At 59.0% G+C, this 16,667-nt stretch carries 16 protein-coding genes; 4 read left to right on the top strand and 12 right to left on the bottom strand.

The window, feature by feature from the left end; all coding sequences use genetic code 11:
• Positions 1-28: 28 nt before the first annotated feature.
• The gene (gene leuS, locus WCA10_RS20300; RefSeq protein WP_472824345.1) at positions 29-2,584 is read left to right on the top strand and encodes a leucine--tRNA ligase; all 2,556 of its coding nucleotides are present in this window, start codon (positions 29-31) and stop codon (positions 2,582-2,584) included.
• A 16-nt stretch (positions 2,585-2,600) separates the two neighbouring features.
• Positions 2,601-3,515 (top strand): hypothetical protein, encoded by a 915-nt coding sequence (locus WCA10_RS20295; protein WP_472824344.1) that lies wholly within the window; start codon positions 2,601-2,603, stop codon positions 3,513-3,515.
• A 55-nt stretch (positions 3,516-3,570) separates the two neighbouring features.
• Here WCA10_RS20295 and WCA10_RS20290 read toward each other — a convergent pair whose 3' ends face one another.
• The 3 genes from WCA10_RS20290 to acpS form a co-directional block, all read right to left on the bottom strand.
• On the bottom strand, positions 3,571-4,209 hold the full coding sequence (locus tag WCA10_RS20290; RefSeq protein WP_472824343.1) for a cytochrome P460 family protein: 639 nt from the start codon (positions 4,207-4,209) through the stop codon (positions 3,571-3,573).
• Positions 4,210-4,290: 81 nt separating this feature from the next.
• Positions 4,291-5,367 (bottom strand): MlaD family protein, encoded by a 1,077-nt coding sequence (locus WCA10_RS20285; protein ID WP_472824342.1) that lies wholly within the window; start codon positions 5,365-5,367, stop codon positions 4,291-4,293.
• Positions 5,368-5,581: 214 nt separating this feature from the next.
• A complete protein-coding gene (gene acpS, locus WCA10_RS20280) occupies positions 5,582-5,977 on the bottom strand; it encodes a holo-ACP synthase (protein ID WP_472824341.1) in 396 nt (131 codons plus the stop codon).
• A gap of 142 nt (positions 5,978-6,119) precedes the next feature.
• Between acpS and WCA10_RS20275 the strand changes: the two genes are divergently transcribed.
• A complete protein-coding gene (locus WCA10_RS20275; RefSeq protein ID WP_472824340.1) occupies positions 6,120-6,524 on the top strand; it encodes a hypothetical protein in 405 nt (134 codons plus the stop codon).
• A 5-nt stretch (positions 6,525-6,529) separates the two neighbouring features.
• Here the strand turns inward: WCA10_RS20275 and recG are convergent, their stop codons facing one another.
• Positions 6,530-8,845, bottom strand: a complete 2,316-nt coding sequence (gene recG / locus WCA10_RS20270) for an ATP-dependent DNA helicase RecG (protein WP_472824339.1) — start codon at positions 8,843-8,845, stop codon at positions 6,530-6,532.
• A 122-nt stretch (positions 8,846-8,967) separates the two neighbouring features.
• On the opposite strand from recG, the gene WCA10_RS20265 reads away from it, so the two are divergent.
• Positions 8,968-9,684, top strand: coding sequence for a DNA alkylation repair protein (locus WCA10_RS20265; RefSeq protein WP_472824338.1), 717 nt, complete (start codon positions 8,968-8,970; stop codon positions 9,682-9,684).
• 20 nt (positions 9,685-9,704) lie between these two features.
• On the opposite strand, the gene WCA10_RS20260 is transcribed toward WCA10_RS20265, so the two are convergent.
• The 8 genes from WCA10_RS20260 to rfbB form a co-directional block, all read right to left on the bottom strand.
• A complete protein-coding gene (locus WCA10_RS20260) occupies positions 9,705-10,148 on the bottom strand; it encodes a Crp/Fnr family transcriptional regulator (protein ID WP_472824337.1) in 444 nt (147 codons plus the stop codon).
• 76 nt (positions 10,149-10,224) lie between these two features.
• Positions 10,225-10,437: a hypothetical protein gene (locus tag WCA10_RS20255; RefSeq protein ID WP_472824336.1), complete on the bottom strand. Its 213-nt coding sequence runs from the start codon at positions 10,435-10,437 to the stop codon at positions 10,225-10,227.
• Entirely contained in the window at positions 10,418-11,998 is a 1,581-nt protein-coding gene (locus tag WCA10_RS20250; protein ID WP_472824335.1) for a hypothetical protein, read from the bottom strand. The genes WCA10_RS20255 and WCA10_RS20250 overlap by 20 nt, the downstream gene beginning before the upstream one ends.
• A gap of 91 nt (positions 11,999-12,089) precedes the next feature.
• A complete protein-coding gene (locus WCA10_RS20245; RefSeq protein WP_472824334.1) occupies positions 12,090-12,992 on the bottom strand; it encodes a Nif3-like dinuclear metal center hexameric protein in 903 nt (300 codons plus the stop codon).
• 61 nt (positions 12,993-13,053) lie between these two features.
• Positions 13,054-13,965 (bottom strand): dTDP-4-dehydrorhamnose reductase, encoded by a 912-nt coding sequence (gene rfbD, locus WCA10_RS20240; RefSeq protein ID WP_472824333.1) that lies wholly within the window; start codon positions 13,963-13,965, stop codon positions 13,054-13,056.
• Positions 13,962-14,507, bottom strand: a complete 546-nt coding sequence (rfbC, locus tag WCA10_RS20235) for a dTDP-4-dehydrorhamnose 3,5-epimerase (RefSeq protein ID WP_472824332.1) — start codon at positions 14,505-14,507, stop codon at positions 13,962-13,964. The genes rfbD and rfbC overlap by 4 nt, the downstream gene beginning before the upstream one ends.
• A complete protein-coding gene (rfbA, locus tag WCA10_RS20230; protein ID WP_472824331.1) occupies positions 14,504-15,400 on the bottom strand; it encodes a glucose-1-phosphate thymidylyltransferase RfbA in 897 nt (298 codons plus the stop codon). The genes rfbC and rfbA overlap by 4 nt, the downstream gene beginning before the upstream one ends.
• A complete protein-coding gene (rfbB, locus tag WCA10_RS20225; RefSeq protein ID WP_472824330.1) occupies positions 15,397-16,485 on the bottom strand; it encodes a dTDP-glucose 4,6-dehydratase in 1,089 nt (362 codons plus the stop codon). The genes rfbA and rfbB overlap by 4 nt, the downstream gene beginning before the upstream one ends.
• Positions 16,486-16,667 lie beyond the last annotated feature (182 nt).

The following is a 16,667-nucleotide window of genomic DNA, read 5'->3' as shown; positions in this document are numbered from 1 at the left end:
GCCGCCGGCCCATTTACACTGAAGAGTGATGGCGGAAGATAGAGAACTTCGTTACGACCCGGCGACAATTGAGACAAAATGGCAGGCGCGGTGGGCGGCGGACCCTGGGATGTACGCGGCTGAATCCCATTCCTGTGGCAAGCCCAAGTACTACGTGCTGGAGATGTTGCCCTATCCGAGCGGCCAGCTTCACATGGGGCACGTGCGCAACTACTCCATCGGCGACGCGCTGGCGCGGCACATGTGGATGCGTGGCTACAACGTGATGCACCCCATGGGGTGGGACGCGTTTGGGCTGCCGGCGGAAAATGCCGCGCTCAAAAACAATACGCCGCCGCGCGAGTGGACTCTGAGCAATATCGCGGCGATGAAGCGCCAGTTCGACCGCCTCGGCATGGGATTCGACTGGGCGACCGAAGTTACAACGTGCATGCCCGACTACTACAAGTGGAACCAGTGGTTCTTTCTGCGCATGTACGAGAAGGGGCTGGCGTATCGCAAGAAGAGCAAGGTGAACTGGTGCCGGGAGTGCGCGACGGTGCTGGCAAATGAGCAGGTGATTGACGGGCGCTGCTGGCGGCACGAAGACACGATTGTGGAGCTGCGCGACCTGGTGCAATGGTTCCTGAAGATTACAGCGTATGCGCAGGAACTGCTGGACGGGCTGGATAAGTTGGAAGGCTGGCCGGAGAAAGTGCGCACCATGCAGCGCAACTGGATCGGGCGCAGCGAAGGCACGGAGGTTGATTTCTTTCTGGCGGAAGATGGAATCAGCGTGGAGCGGGTGGACGAATACAGGAAGACTGTTCCAGCCGGTATGCGCATTCGCGTTTTTACGACGCGCGTGGACACGATCTTCGGGGCAACCAGCTTGCAGCTTGCGCCCGAGCATCCGCTTATCACAACGCTCTCTGCCAGCGATGCGGGTTTGCGCGAGCAGGTTGCGAAGCTGCTTGAGGAGCAGAAGAAAGCGCGTGAGGCTGGCGATATCGGCGAGATTGAGAAGCATGGGATTCCGACGGGCAAGTTCGCGATCAATCCTTACAGCGGTGAAATGGTGCCGATCTGGGTGGCGAATTATGTGCTGAGCGATTACGGCACAGGCGCCATCATGAGCGTGCCGGGCCACGATGCGCGCGATTTTGAATTCGCGAAGAAGTATGCGATTCCGATTCGCCGCGTGATTGTGCCGACTGACGCCAATGCGGAAGAGCTGGAGCTGCCATACCTCTCGGAAGATGGTGTGCTGGTGAATTCTGGCGAGTTCAATGGGTTGAGTTGCCACGATGCGCAAAAGAAGCTGCAGGAGCTTGCGGCGCGCAAGAACTTTGGCGAGGCCAAGGTCACGTTTCGCTTGAAGGATTGGGGCGTAAGCCGCCAGCGCTACTGGGGTACGCCGATTCCGATGATTCACTGCGAGCGCGACGGCATTGTGCCGGTGCCCGACGATCAGTTGCCTGTGCTGCTGCCGGAGAAGGTCGAAATCACGCAGCAGGGCGGCTCGCCGCTGGCGCGCGTGCCGGATTTTGTGAACGTTACGTGTCCGAAGTGCAAGGGGCCGGCAAAGCGCGAAACCGACACGATGGATACCTTCGTCGATTCGAGCTGGTATTTCTATCGCTATACGGATGCGAAGAATGCGGAGGCTCCGTTCGATTCAGCGACGGTGCAGTACTGGTTCCCCATCGATCAGTACATCGGGGGCGTGGAGCACGCGATTCTGCACCTGATCTATTCGCGCTTCTGGACGAAGGTGATGCGCGACCTGGGGCTGATCACGAATGACGAGCCGGTCGAGCGCCTGTTCACGCAGGGGATGGTGCTGAAAGACGGCGCCAAAATGTCAAAGAACAAGGGCAACGTGGTTTCGCCTGACGAGATGGTGGCGCGCTTCGGCGCCGATGCTGCACGCATGTACTCCCTGTTTGCTGCACCGCCTGATCGCGATCTTGACTGGCAGGAAGAGGGCGTTGCCGGCGTGACCCGGTTTTTGGGCCGTGTGTGGCGGCTCGTGACGAAGTATGCACCTCTCTGTCGATCGGCCGCGCGAGGTCAGTCCCAAACACAAGACGGAGGAGCCGTCGCGCTGAAGTTATTGCGCAAACTGCACCAGACGACGGCGAAGATTACGCAGGATTTCGAGGGGCGCTGGCACTTCAATACATGCGTTGCGGCGATCATGGAACTGGTGAACGAGATCCAGGCGGCGGATGCGCAACTGGCGGCGGGCGAGGTGCCTGCGCCGGTGATGCATGAACTGCTCGAGACGCTGGTGCTGCTGCTCGCGCCGTTTGCGCCGTATCTTGCGGCGGAGTTGTGGGAAGAGCTTGGCGGGGAAGGCGCGGTGCTCCGGCAGCCTTGGCCGAAGAGCGATCCCGGACTGGCGAAGGAAGATGAGGTCGAGATCCCAGTGCAGATCAACGGAAAGCTGGTGAGCGTGATTCGCGTGCCTGCGGGTTCCGATTCCAAAGTGATGGAAGCGGCCGCTCTCGAAGAGGAGAAGGTAAAGGCTCGGATTGCCGGAAAGACGGTGGTCAAGATTATTGTTGTGCCTGGTCGCGCGGTCAATCTGGTCGTCAAGTGATTTCATTGGTGGTGGAGTGATCACAGGCAGTCGAGCGGAGCAAATCCGAGGCACACAAACGCTGGTCGATAAGATGGGCTGGATGCTGAAGCGCCCCTTGATTGTCGCCGTGGAAGTGGGCTGGCGATGGCTTTTCGGTGTGCCGTTTCTGCTGGTTTGCTGGTTGCGTCTGCGGCACGTCTTCGCGGTGCTCACGCCAGAGGAATCCGGATTAAGCAATATCGATCCCTCGAATCCGTGGCTCGCAGCCGGGGCATTCAGCCGCGCGGTGACGAAATACGATCCGCTGATTGCACACGAACTGCGATGGCTGCTGCCGATCGCAGCAGTGGCATGGATCGTGATCTCGGGATTCGGACGCAGCCTTACGTTCCGGCTCATGCAGCCCGGGTTGCGCTTTCGCCCGCCGTCGATGATGGTGCTCCAGACTGTGTGGCTGATTTTGTTTGGAGGCATCTGCTGGGGCTGGTACCGCTCTGTCGGCTGGGCTGCTGCGGCGCATTTTCCAGCAGACGCCGAGCCGGATCTGGTCGGGTTTTCGATCTGGCTGATCTTTCTTTCGCTGGGGTTCTTCACGCTGTGGGCGCTGGTGGGATGGATCGTTTCGGTGGCACCGGTGCTGATGCTGATGGAATCTCGCTCTCCCATGTCTGCACTCACTGAAGGCATGAAACTCGGCAAGCCTTTCACGTCAGAGTTGTTCGAGATCGGGATGGTGATGGGGATCGTGAACCTGGCGCTGATGGTTGTGGCGATGGTGCTGTCGGCCGCGCCACTGCCCTTCAGCGATCAACTCGGCGGCGACACGCTGCACGTCGTGTGGGCCGGGGCGACGGTGTTTTACCTGATCGCGCACGACTACTTTCAGTTGGTGCGGCTGAAGTGTTTTGTGCGCTTCTGGCAGATCTTCCGCGGCGGCGAAGATGGTTAGCGACATCCGCGCCAGGCGCTTGCATGGTTCTTTCCGACGCGGGAATGACCTCAATTTATTTCGAGCCTGCTGCGGCTTCTTCTTTCAAATAGCCGGCAGCGAGTGTCCCTTTTGCTTTGGCCACGGGCAGCAGTGTCGGGTAGAACTGAACAAAAGTTGTGTCAACCGCGGCATGGGCCGCGTGACAGGTATAGCAGGGAGCGCCGCTGGGAATCAGGGCGCCATTCTTTTCAGGTGAATCGAAGTCAAAAAATGCCCATTTGCCGGGGAAGCGCGCTTCATCCTTGACGTGGACTTCGAATCCCATGATCTCGGTGTCCTGGAAATGGCCGCGCTGGTTGATTGAACCCTTGGTTTTCGCTCCGCGCACTTCGAGGACCAGGACGGTTTTATCCGGCCAGGTCCCGGTGGCCATAAAGCTGCGCCAGGCGGCGGGATTCACAAAGACGTTGTCGAACATGGAGTGATCGGGCATCGCCATCGCTTTGGGCGCATAGCTCATGTCGATGCCGGAGGTCAGATAAATCCATTCGCGATAGTCGCGGGGCGGCAGCAGGTCGCCGTTGGCGGCATATGCGGGGACGCCAGCCGTCGCGGCGTGAGCAATGGCGCCAGGATGCCTGCAGAGAGAAACGACCGTTGCGAGGGACAGAAGACAGACCACGATTGCCGTGAATCGAACTCCAGGGAACACGTTGACCTCCGACGTGAGAACGCGTTTACGCCAGCGGAAATTCCGCAAAGAGTAGGTGTTTGTCGTTCCTGCAATCCTGTGCTAGAAGAGCTTCAGACGAATCACAAAGTATTTCTTCGGGTCCTGACGAATGGCCTGGATAAGTTTTTGAGACTGGTCCATGGTCTGGTCAGTGTGGTCGTAGAGAGAGCGGTTCTGCATCAGCTGGCCGATGGTGCCCTTGCCTTCGTCGATGCTGGTCAGCATGCCATCCAGGCGAGTCACGGTGTCATCCAGTTTTTTGGCGAATTCCGGGTCCTTGGCGAGCTTGCCCAGAGCGCCCTTTCCAGAATTGACGTCGGCGAGAAGCTGGTTGGCATTGGCGACCGTGGAGTTGAGGTTCTTATAAAGCGTGTCGTCCTTCACCAGCTTGCCGGCCGTGCCCTGACCATCCTGAATGCCGCTTGCAATCTGGTCGAGCTTATCGATCACGGAAGTGGCGTGGGTATAGAGCGTGTCGTCATTGACGAGTTTACCCAGGGTTCCGTGCCCATTGCCGATGGCAGCTGTCAACTTGTCGAGGTTGTCGGCAATGCGGTTCAGCTTGTCATAAAAGGCCGGGTCGTTGATGAGCCCGCCGAGGGTGCCGCGCCTTGAATTCAGCGTATCGACCAGCTTGTTTGAGTTGCGCATCAGCCTGGTCACTTCTTCGATCGAGGTCTGGCTGGCGCTGATGACGCCCTGCAGACTGGAAGCTTCGTTTGAGGCGAGTTCGGCATTGTTTGACGGCTGCGGCCCCCTGGCGTGCTGCGATGAGATATCGACATAGCTGTCGCCCAGGACGCCCGCCTGGGCAATCGAGGTCGTCGAGTCAACGTGCAGATCCTGAATAAATTTGCCGCCAACTCGCATGGTGACCTCGACGGGTTTGGGGCTGCGCTCAGGCACGACGCGGATATGGATAATGTTTCCAATTGTGACGCCCTCGAGTGTTACAGGAGCGCCTGATTTCAAACCGCCTGCATTGTCGAAATAGGTGCGAAGGGTGAGCTTGGCAGAGAACAGGCCCCCTTCGGAGGAGGACATGAGGATAATAACGAGCACCAGAACAGCCATGGCCGCCAGGACCAATGCGCCGACTCTCAGCTGGGACCACTGAATCTCTTTGCGGCTTGGCACGCCTACCTCATGAAGATGCTGACCCGACCGGACTGCGTCATCGCCTTGAGAATAGCAGAAAGGGCAGGGGTTACCGAGCAGTTTGGCGTGGTTTCAAGGCAGCGACCCTTGGGATGTGCCGCAGCGCAAACAACGACTTTTAGCGTTTCAATTCTGACATTTAGCCTCAGCCGGCCGATTGGGTGGCCTGGTCGTATTTGCCGACGCGGGGATTTCAGCCCTGGTTTTCCAGGATTACGTTGGCCAGGGAGAGGCTTGACGTATGCGTGATGGAAAGCGCGGCGTGAGCCACGCCCAGTTGCGCGGCAATCTCAGCGGCGCGGCCATGGAAGCGGAGATTGGGGCGACCGCCGGGTTCCCGCACCACTTCAATTTCGAGCCAATTCACGCCCCGGCTTATGCCGGTTCCGAGGGCCTTGGCGGCAGCCTCTTTGGCGGCAAATCGAGCGGCCAGACTTTCGGCGGCGTTGCGTTTGCGCAAACAGTAGGCCTGCTCGGCGGGCGTGAAGACGCGACTCAGAAAGCGCTTTCCGTAGCGCTCAAGCGATTGCTGAATGCGCGCAATTTCAACCAGGTCAGTGCCGCTGCCGACGATCATGCTGTCTATCAACCTAACATCCGGGACCTAACATCCGGGACCCAGGGAACTGTTGAGATGAAAACGCGCAGTTGGACTGGGGGAATCCGAGGCGGCCGACTGACTCGCTACGGCACAGCGTTATCATTCCATCGTCTCCGCCGATAAAGCGGATATGAGACAGGCACAAGGATTCGGCGATCCGTTACCGACAGGCGCGATTCCGTGGGCATTGCAGATGAGGGCAATCTCGCGGCAGGAGCCGGTCCGGATGGTCAAATCTCTGACCGGCGCGATTCTCGCATGCGGCGGCTGGGTCCTGAGCCGGAGCGCGAGCGAAACGGGCCAGATCGAAATCCTGTTTGAATTTGAGCGGCGCTCGTGTCTTGAAATCTACAGCATTCTGATTGCCGCGGGACTGGAGCTCAGCCAGAGTGCCCACATCCGCTTTACCGAGCTCTGCCAATGCACACGGATGGTGCGGAAGGATTGTCAGGGAGAAATTGTCAGCATCGATCTGGAGGTGCAGACGTCGCCGCAATCTGCAGCGAGGGACGGCTGTCTAGTGTCGCCGCAGTAAGGCTTTTAGCCGGCTTCGACCAATCCGTAGCGGCGCTGCCATGCTTCTTTGAGGCGAACTTTGATGCGTTCCTGATCAACTTTGGGGTATGCGTCAGGAGTTGCGACGAAGTGCGCGGCTTCGCGCTTGGCGAGTTCCAGGAGGGCTCGGTCGCGGACGAGGTTGGCGACGCGAAAATCGGGCAAACCGGCCTGGCGGGTGCCAAAAGATTCGCCGGGGCCGCGCATGGACAGGTCGAGTTCCGCCAGCTCGAAGCCGTCCTGCGTGCGGACCATTGCGCTGAGGCGTTCTTCCCCTTGCTCGGAGACGCGGGAACCGGTGATGAGGATGCAATAGCTTTTGGCCGCGCCGCGGCCAACGCGGCCGCGCAACTGATGTAACTGCGCGAGGCCGAAGCGCTCGGCGTGCTCGACCACCATGACGGTGGCGTTGGGAACGTCTACTCCAACTTCAACGACCGTGGTGGCGACGAGGACATCGATTTCACCGTGCTGAAAGCGGCGCATGATGATCTCTTTTTCATCGGCATCAAGGCGGCCGTGGAGCAAGCCGACGCGCAGCCCGGCAAGCGGCCCGGTGCGAAGCTTTTCGTGCATGGCCACGGCAGACTTGAGCTCCGCCCCTTTACTTTTTGGAGTGGGTTTCTGGCTGGAGACGCCCGAGAAGAGGTCAGCGGTTTTGCCCCTGCGTATCTTCTTCGCCGGTTGAATTGCGGGCTCTGAGATCGTTGCCGTCGATTCGTCGTGAGAGAAGTCGAGTTCGGGCTGATCGTCGCTGCTGCCTTCAATGACGGGGTAGACGATGTATGCCTGGCGCTTTTGCGCGACCTGCTTGCGCACGAAGTCCCACACATCGTCGGCGCGTTCTTCAGGCACGCGCCGCGTGACGATGGGCGTGCGGCCGGGCGGCAATTCGTCGAGGACGCTGACGTCGAGATCGCCATAGAGGGAAAGGGCGAGCGTCCGCGGAATCGGCGTTGCGGTCATGACAAGCACGTCGGGTTCAGGCTGATTCGGCTTCTTCATCAGTTTGAAGCGCTGGAGCACGCCGAAGCGGTGCTGTTCATCGACGACCACCAGGCCCAGGCGATCGAATTCGACTTTTTCTTCGATCAGGGCGTGGGTGCCGATGACCAACTGCGCTTCGCCTCGATTGATGAGGCCGCGGTTAGTGCGCTTTCGGTCGTCATCGAGCGAGCCGGTGAGCAGGACGATCCGATAGCGGCGCGAGGAGCGCTCGAGCAGCTTGCGGGCGGCGAGGAAATGCTGCGTGGCGAGAATTTCGGTAGGCGCCATGAGCGCTGCCTGATAGCCGTTTTCGATGGCCACCAGCATGGCCTGGAGGGCGACGATGGTCTTACCCGATCCGACATCGCCTTGCAGCAGCCGCCGCATGGGACTGGGCGCACGCATGTCGGCAACGATCTCGCCGAGGGATCGCTTTTGTGCGGCGGTAGGATGAAACGGCAGGACTTCGCGGATGGCATTGCGGACCTTATCGCTGGTCTCGAAGGCGATTCCTGCGCGTTCGCGCATGCGGCGGCGCTTCAGTTCGAGGCCCAGCTCGAGGAAGAAAAGTTCTTCGAAGATGAGGCGGCGATGTGCCGGCGTGGCCCAGGATTGCAGTTGTGTGAGCGATGTGCCTTCGGGTGGAAAGTGCACTTCGCGGAGCGAGGCTTCGCGGTCCGGCATGTCGAGGCGCGCAAGCATTGCTCCCGGCAGGCACTCCGGCACATTGCCGCGCATGTTTTCAAGCAGATTGAAGATCACCTTACGTTGCCAGCGGGAAGCAAGTCGCGCGCCACCGAGTGACTCGTATACGGGCGTGATGCGGCCGACTTCGAGCAGTTGCGTTTCAGCGTCGTCGCTCGAGTCGGGCAGGATCTCGAATTGCGGCTGCATCATCTTGAAGTTGCTGGATGAGCGAGAAGGCTCGACCTTGCCGTAAAGTGCGACGGTCTGTCCGGCGCGGAATTTGCCGTCGAGCCAGGTGGCATGGAACCAGATGCACTTGAGCACGTGGCGGCCCTGGCCTACGGTCAACTCGAAGAGCGGCATGCGGCGCGTGCGCAGCAACGCAGCGCCGCGCACTTCGGCGATTACGCTGGCGGTTTCGCCGGGCTTGAGCTCGTCGAGGCTGCGGGGGTTCCGGCGGTCTTCGTAGCGAAAAGGGAGGTGATAGAGCAGATCCTCGGCGGTGCGGATGCCTTTCTCAGCCAGCATCTTTGAGAGCTGCGGACCGACACCGCGCACAAACTGGATTTCACTATCGAGGCCGGGCACATTCTGGATGCTAACGCATTCCGGGGCAGACCATCCCATGTCGGCATCCCGCGTCGGGAGGCAACGAGCCTGGAGGTTCCAGGAAGGTGTTGCGCTCTGGGCGGCTACATCGGATAATCCTCGGCAAACCTCATACGATGGACGCGAGACAGGAGAAGCCAATGCCCACCATTTCCGCAATCATGTCGGAATTAAGAAAGAAAGGTAAAGAACAGACACGCAAGATTTATGCGCGTCATGGGATGGATCCGGAACGCCTGTATGGCGTCAGTGTTGCCGATATGAAGGTGATCGCAAAGACCATCAGCGGAGATCAGGCTTTGGCGTGCGAGCTGTACGAAACCGGAATCATGGACGCGATGTACCTCGCTGGCATGGTGGCCGATGGATCCAGACTGAGCAAAGCCCAACTGAATAGATGGGCGAAAAGCGCGGTCGGTCTGCAGATGATCTCGGAGTACACGGTGCCGTGGCTTGCGGTCGAAAATGCGTCGGCGCACGAGCTGGCGCTGGGGTGGATGAAAGCGAAAGACGATGCCGTTGCGGCATGCGGCTGGTGCACGTACGCGGGACTTTTGTCGATGAAAGCCGACGAAGATTTAGATCTCAAGGAGATTGAAGCGCTGCTTGGCAGGGTCCCGAAAGAAATAGGCTCTGTGCCCAACCGTGTGAAGTACACGATGAACTATTTCGTGATCGCCGTGGGAAGCTACGTCAAACCTCTGTTGTCGCAGGCCAAGGCGATTGCGAAACAGCTTGGCACAGTTAAGGTCGATATGGGCGAGACAGAGTGCAAAGTGCCGGTAGCAACAGCGTATATCGAGAAGATCGAAAAGATGGGGCGGGTGGGAAAGAAGCGCAAGACGCTGCGCTGCTGATGGCTTGGGCTGAATGCGCTCTAGAACTCGGAAATTGCGTGCCGCGCTGTGCGCACTTCTGCTGCGAGCACTCGCAGCACTCTGAGTGCAAGCGACGGATCGGCGAGCATGAGGCTGTTGAAGTCCTCTTTGGTCACGAAGCCGAGTTCCGCATCCTTTTCGGCATTGGCTGTCAGGGTGTACGGTTCATTTGCAACAAGAGCCGGCAAACCCAGCAGCGAGCCGGCGTGAAGGCCGATCGACAGCAGGCTTCCACCGGTGGGCGATTGCATGGTGAGGCGCGCAGCACCTTTGCGGAGAATGAAGAGGCCGGCCGGAGCGCCTCCTTGCGTGAAAAGGCAGCGCGGTTCCGTGCACACCACGGTCGAGGAGCGCCTTTCGAGAGCTTCGATCAGTTCCTTTTCGGCAACGAACGAAGAAGAATCAAAATTCACTGAGGCGCTCCAGAATGTGTGCGTAGCCATGTCGATCTCAAACCTGTTCAGTGAATGATTCCATGGATTGAGGCGCCCACCTGTGATGCTAGTCACATGCGGGTGGTTAAATCGGTTTTCGAACCTCGATCGGAAGATCGCCGTCACGAATATCAGCTTCAATATTCGGCCGTATCATCATGCGATGATGAGGGTTATCGATACTGATGATCCTCGGAGTTACAGAGGCGGCAAGGTATTCAACAGGTTCGATGGAGTTGTGCGCCGCATTTATTTTCATTGGCTCAAGGAGATGAACTTCACCTTTTTGCTGGCTCAACAGAATTCATGGCCATTGAACCCGCGGGAGTTCCCGGCGTCCGGGCGAACATGACGTAAATGTCTTTCCCAGTCGTTTCCCGTTCAACCTGGGTCCAACCCGGCGTGTGCTTCAACAGGTAGGCGACTGGCATGGTGTCGGTCACAAAAACGTGGTCGATCTTGTATTGATCGAGGAGTTCAAGCGGACGTACCAGGTACATCACCTGAAGGTAGGCAGCCAGAACGCCGCGATGCTCAAAGATGTCGAATCGCGAATCAATAAAGTCCGGCTTGGACTCGAAGGTCATCATGCCGCCGACAAAGTCGGAGTTGAAGGTGCGCCACGAGGGTTGAATCGACGCCAGCGTCTGCATCGGGAAGAAGGTGCCCAGCTTGGCGTCCAGTTTCTTTTCGCTGGGGAAGATGAAAATGAAAACGAGTGCGGCAGCGGTGGCCATGACGGCGTTTGCCGCAGGAATAGTCTTTTCATCCGACCCTAGATTGAAAGCCCGGCGAAGATCGACCGCGAGAAAGGGCGTGGTGAGCACTGCGGCCATGAAGAGGAAGCGCATGTGGACCAACGCCGCGTACCAGGCGAAGAACACGAAAGCCAATTCGTAGACCCGCCATTTGCGGCCCTGGATCGCGTTGCAAACCACCATAAGACACATGGCTGCGAATGCTGCTGCTCCGGCGATAGTGGTGAGGTCCAGGGGCTTCCATTCCATCACGTTGGCGATGTTCAATTTCTGGTTGAACATCATGTCGATGGGGTTCCAAACCAGGCGCCACCCATAGGGATTGATGAACAGTGCACCGATGGAAAGACCGAGAACGGCGAGAAAGCGATTCCGTTCGGCATGCGTGAAGGCTACCTGCTCGATCATGCCCTTCCTCACTCCGAATGCCCCGCAGAGGACGTACAGGAAAAGGAGAGCAAGGCCAATGAGCCAGCTGCCGTGCAGATTGACCCAGATGCAGAAGAGCGGCGGCAGCAGCCAGAGAGCGCGCGTCTTTCCGCGTTCTGCGGCTTCAAGGATCGCAAGCTCGGCGGACATGGCGATGTAGGCCATGGCGATGGTGCGGGGGCCGGAGTTTACAGAGATGAGGACGAACGCCATTAGCGCTGCCCACCATGCTGCGCCGGCGTGACCTGATCGGCGGCAGCCACGCCAGTACATGAAGACAAGGTTGGCGCAGGTCACCAGCCATTCAAAGAGATAGATGCCGCGCAGGTGGAGAGCCTGGTAGCTGAACCAGTAGGGAAGTTCGGCGAGCCATTCCGGATTCACCCACGGCTGTCCGCCGACGGTAAAGGAGTTGGTCTCGGTAGTCATGAAATGATGCGTCGACGTAAGCTGACGGGCATCCGCCAGATGCCACCAGATGTCGGGGTCGCGCACGGATTCGAGAGCGGGATTGAGCGAATTGGTGAAGATGACTGGAAGCACCATGAGGACAGCGATGTTCATCAAGTGCCGGTTGAAGATGCGGTTGAAGATGCGCAGCATCGGGTTGGCTGGCGTAACCGGCGCGTCCTCGTCGTGCGCGGGGCTCTCAATGGCGGAGGTGGAGTCCATTGTTCTACGTTACCTGCCGGGCGATGAGACGGGAAAGTGCAACTGCGGGGAAAGTACACACGGTGGTACTGTCGGACCCGTCCGATCTCGATCACTCTTTCTGAATGGAGGTGTGTGGAACCGTGTGAAAGGGTTCACCCGCAGGGATGAATTGAATGGGCATTCCCGGAAAGACGGACCGCAGCCAGCGAGCGCACTCGTCCATGCCGGCTTCTTCTGAGACTTCGTGGCCGAGCAGGATGAGGGCCTTGATTCGGCCTTCAGCGACGGCGTCGACGACGTACGGAACGGTCTCCCACTCGCGCGACTCGCCGGCGACGAGAAGCTGGACGTCATCCTTCTCCAGCACCTTGATTTGCTCATCGGATCCTGATGCGCCCGGCATCAGCGCGATCCGCGTGACCGTCATCGCAGGGTCTCCTACGATGCGGATGGCGCGAGCACCGGTACTCTTCTGAAGCGAGGCGGCAATCTGCCCGACCGTCGTGGAGGGAATCGTGAAGAGGTCGGGATTCGCAGTGTTCTGGTATTTCTTCCATCCGAACTGGTTGACCATGCCGACGAGGATTCCGTCGGGCTGGCGCATGTGCCACGTGTCGTGGAACCGGTAAACGACGAGGCGGTGTTCGCGAATGTAGGCGAGCTTTTGCTGGTACACGGGATCAGTGGCGAACTGCGACTGCTGGTCGAGATGGTTATAGAAGGTGGGCTCGTGCGTGATGATGAGGTTCTTGCCGTTGGCCACGGTTTTTTCGAGTACAGGATATGTATCCATGAACGTGGTGACGATGCCGGTGACCACGGTGCTTGGGTCGCCGGCCTTGAGCGTGTCAACGGTATCGGCCGGCGGCGTTGCCCCGGTTGCTGCGATGACGCGCTGCATCACTTCGGCCGCAGTGAGGCCCTTGGCGGGGGTTTGCGACCCGAGGCAGGCGGGCAGAAGAAACATCAGCGAAACCACAAACGGAGTGTGAAGTTTTCCGATTCGGGTCACAACGCCTCCAAGGAATTTCGTTCGGAGGAAGTCTACATGGCCTGCGCGCGAGGGGCTGTGATCAAGGCCTCGGATATGCGGCGATCGCTGCCAGAACTTCATCGAGCGCGGATTGCCAGGGAGCAAGGCGCATGTTGAAGGTGCGCTGCAGCTTGTCGTTAGAGAGCACCGAATTGTGGGGGCGCTTTGCGAGGGTGGGATAGTCACTGGTCGCGATCGGATTGACTTTGGGAGTCTTGTCGCCAAGAAGCTTGTGTGCGCGCTTGAAGATAGCGCGGGCGAAGCCGCACCACGACACGCTGCCGGAGCAGGTCATGTGGTAAACGCCGGACAAGGTGCGATCGGCACCAAATTTCTTTTCAAGTATCCCTGTGGCGATGGCATGAGTTGCCCGTGCCAATTCCCCGGCTGTTGTGGGAGCGCCCACCTGATCGTCGACTACATTCAGGGAGTCGCGTTCGCGGCCGAGGCGCAGCATGGTGAGGACGAAGTTCTTTCCTTCAGGCGCATAGACCCAACTGGTGCGGAAGATCAGATGCCGCCCGCCTACATTGCGAATCGCTTCTTCGCCCGCGAGCTTGCTGGCGCCATAAACGCTGAGCGGATCGGTCGCGTCGTCTTCCACCCACGGCCCTTTCTTGGAACCGTTAAAGACGTAATCGGTGGAGTAGTGGATGAGGAGGGCGCTGGCGCGCTGCGCTTCTTCCGCGAGGATGCCGGGAGCGCGGCCATTGATAGCGAAGGAGAGATCACGCTCGCTTTCGGCGTGATCGACCGCGGTATAAGCGCCGGCATTGACGATGATATCGGGAGCAACTGCGCGCACTTTTTTGCGGATCTGGTCGGCGTTGGCGAGATCGAGAGAGGCGCGGTTGCAACCGATCACTTCAGCTGATCCGGCAAAGCTGGTGAGCAGCGCCCGCCCTACCTGGCCGTCGGCACCGGTGATGAGAACGCGTGGCCAGATGCTCACGCGAATACCTCCGCGGTTTCGAGCGTTGCCCCATTCGCGTCCTTCTCTGACACGATCGCTTCCTCCGGCACAACCGGCCAGGCGATCGCGAGTTCCGGATCGTTCCACACAATGGTGCGCTCGCCTTGGGGGTTGTAAGAATCGGTGACCTTATAGGCAAACCCGGCAACGTCGCTGAGCACCAGGAACGCATGCCCAAAGCCCTCGGGGATCCAGAGCATGCGGCCGTTTTCGCCGGTCAATTCGACGGCGACATGATCGCCAAAACAGGGCGAATGGCGGCGCAGATCGACGGCAACATCGAGCACGGCGCCGTGCGTGGTGCGGACCAGCTTCCCCTGTGGGTTGATGGTCTGGTAGTGAATCCCGCGGATGACATTTTTCTTCGAGACGGAAAAATTGTCCTGCACCCAGGTGCATGGCAGGCCTGTCGACTCGAATGCCTTGTGATTCCAGGTTTCCCAGAAGGTGCCGCGATTGTCGCTGTGAATCCTCGGCATAATCAGCAGCACGCCAGGGAGGGAGGTTTCTTCAATCTTCATAACTCGCTGATTCCTGCGGGAATTTGCCGCTCGTTGCGCAGCGCGAGGAGGTACTGTCCGTATCCGCTTTTTGCTACGGGCTTGGCAAGCTCTTCGAGTTGGTCGGCATTGATGTAACCGAAGTGATAGGCAATCTCTTCCGGGCAGGCGATCATGAGCCCCTGCCTCCGTTCGATGGTTTGAATGTAGAGGCCGGCCTCGAAGAGCGAATCGTGCGTGCCGGTGTCGAGCCACGCCATGCCGCGGCTCATCACCTGCACCTTGAGCTTGCCGGCTTCGAGATAGATGCGGTTGAGGTCGGTGATTTCGAGTTCGCCGCGCGCCGAGGGCTTGAGGCCGGTGGCGAGTTTCGCAACGTCGTTGTCGTAGAAATACAGTCCCGTTACTGCGTAGCGCGACTTCGGCTGTTTGGGCTTCTCTTCAATGCTAATGGCCTTGCCCGCGTCATCGAATTCAACAACGCCGTAACGCTCGGGATCGTGCACCGGATATGCGAAGACCAGTGCGCCGGTTTTCAACTGCGCTGCACGCTGAAGGTCGCGCGAGAACGATTGTCCGTAGAAGATGTTGTCGCCGAGGATGAGCGAACACGTATCGTTGCCGATGAATTCGCGTCCGATGGTGAAGGCCTGGGCGAGGCCGTCGGGGCTGGGCTGCACAGCGTAGCTAAGGTTGATGCCCCAGCGCTTGCCGTCGCCGAGCAGATCAGCGAAGCGATGGGTATCCTCGGGCGTGGAAATGATCAAGATGTCGCGCAGGCCGGCGAGCATCAATGTGCTCAGCGGGTAGTAGATCATCGGCTTGTCGTAAACAGGCAAGAGTTGCTTTGAAACTACGTGCGTAACCGGATAGAGACGTGTTCCCGAGCCGCCGGCAAGAATGATCCCCTTCATTGCGCAATCCTCTCCTCGTAGTTCTGCTTGATCCACGTGAGATAGGCGCCGCTGCGCACATTCTCGATCCAGGATGCGTGATGGAGATACCACTCGACGGTGTTGCGCAGACCGTGCTCGAAATCAACAGAGGGCGTCCAACCGAGTTCGCGCTCGATTTTGCGCGCATCGATCGCATAGCGGCGATCGTGACCGGGCCGGTCTGCGACAAACTTGATGAGACTGCGGCGCGGACCGAGGTTTGCGTTGGGGCGCAGCTCGTCGACAAGGTCGCAGATCGTATTCACGACGTGCAGATTGTTGCGTTCGCTGTTGCCGCCCACGTTATAGGTTTCGCCCGGCTTGCCGCGCGCGAGCACGGCGCGGATAGCAGAGCAGTGATCGTCAACGAAGAGCCAGTCGCGTACGTTCTGCCCATCGCCGTAAACCGGCAGCGCCTTGCCTTCGAGTGCGTTCATGATCATGAGCGGGATGAGCTTTTCGGGAAACTGGAAAGGGCCATAGTTGTTGGAGCAGTTGGTGGTGAGCACGGGAAGCTTGAACGTATGGAAGTAGGCGCGTGCGAGGTGATCGGAAGCTGCCTTGGAAGCCGCATAGGGGCTGTTGGGTGCATACGGAGTCGTCTCGGAAAACGCTGGAGCCTCAGGGGAAAGCGTTCCGTAAACTTCGTCGGTGGAAACATGCAGAAAGCGGAAATCCGCTTTTGCCGCATCGTCGAGTGCAGTCCAGTAGCGGCGCGCCTGTTCGAGCAGCGTGTAGGTACCTTGCACGTTGGTGTGGATGAAGGCGCCGGGGTCGACGATGGAACGATCGACATGGCTTTCAGCAGCAAAGTGTACGATGGCGCGTGGTCGATGCCTATTGAGCGCGGCAGCAACCGCCTCGGCATCGCAGATGTCGGCGCGCACCAGTTGGTAGCGCTTGTCGTCTTCGAGCGCTGCGAGATTTTCGAGGTTGCCGGCGTAGGTCAGCAGATCGAGATTCACGACCGGCGTGCCCACCGTCTCGATCCAGCGCAGCACAAAATTTGAACCAATGAATCCGGCGCCGCCTGTCACGAGAATCGTGTTTTGAGTGTCAGTCATCAACGAAGCGTTCCTTTAGTGTGAGGGAGTGAGCGGACGGCCTATCGGGCTTTGGCAGACATGACCGGCCGTTCCATGTTTGGGCCCGTGCCACTACACCGCGTAAGTCTATCGTATTTCGTAGGATAGGTTTTTTTCGAGATTCCAGCAAAACTACGTTGTGAAAAGGCGCTTCCAGCGGT

The sequence above is a fragment of the Occallatibacter sp. genome, from assembly GCF_049582745.1.
Classification (GTDB): Bacteria; Acidobacteriota; Terriglobia; order Terriglobales; family Acidobacteriaceae; genus Telmatobacter.
The sequence above is the reverse complement of the archived record's forward strand: the minus strand, read 5'-3'. Positions and strand labels throughout refer to the sequence as shown.

Bases quoted from the DNA above. Each gene is read 5' to 3' on its own strand.
- leuS (WP_472824345.1), top strand. From the start codon at position 29: ATGGCGGAAGATAGAGAACTTCGTTACGACCCGGCGACAATTGAGACA.
- WCA10_RS20250 (WP_472824335.1), bottom strand. From the start codon at position 11,998: ATGGACTCCACCTCCGCCATTGAGAGCCCCGCGCACGACGAGGACGCG.
- recG (WP_472824339.1), bottom strand. From the start codon at position 8,845: ATGGGATGGTCTGCCCCGGAATGCGTTAGCATCCAGAATGTGCCCGGC.
- WCA10_RS20260 (WP_472824337.1), bottom strand. From the start codon at position 10,148: ATGGCTACGCACACATTCTGGAGCGCCTCAGTGAATTTTGATTCTTCT.
- rfbA (WP_472824331.1), bottom strand. From the start codon at position 15,400: ATGAAGGGGATCATTCTTGCCGGCGGCTCGGGAACACGTCTCTATCCG.
- WCA10_RS20275 (WP_472824340.1), top strand. From the start codon at position 6,120: ATGAGACAGGCACAAGGATTCGGCGATCCGTTACCGACAGGCGCGATT.
- WCA10_RS20265 (WP_472824338.1), top strand. From the start codon at position 8,968: ATGCCCACCATTTCCGCAATCATGTCGGAATTAAGAAAGAAAGGTAAA.
- rfbB (WP_472824330.1), bottom strand. From the start codon at position 16,485: ATGACTGACACTCAAAACACGATTCTCGTGACAGGCGGCGCCGGATTC.
- rfbC (WP_472824332.1), bottom strand. From the start codon at position 14,507: ATGAAGATTGAAGAAACCTCCCTCCCTGGCGTGCTGCTGATTATGCCG.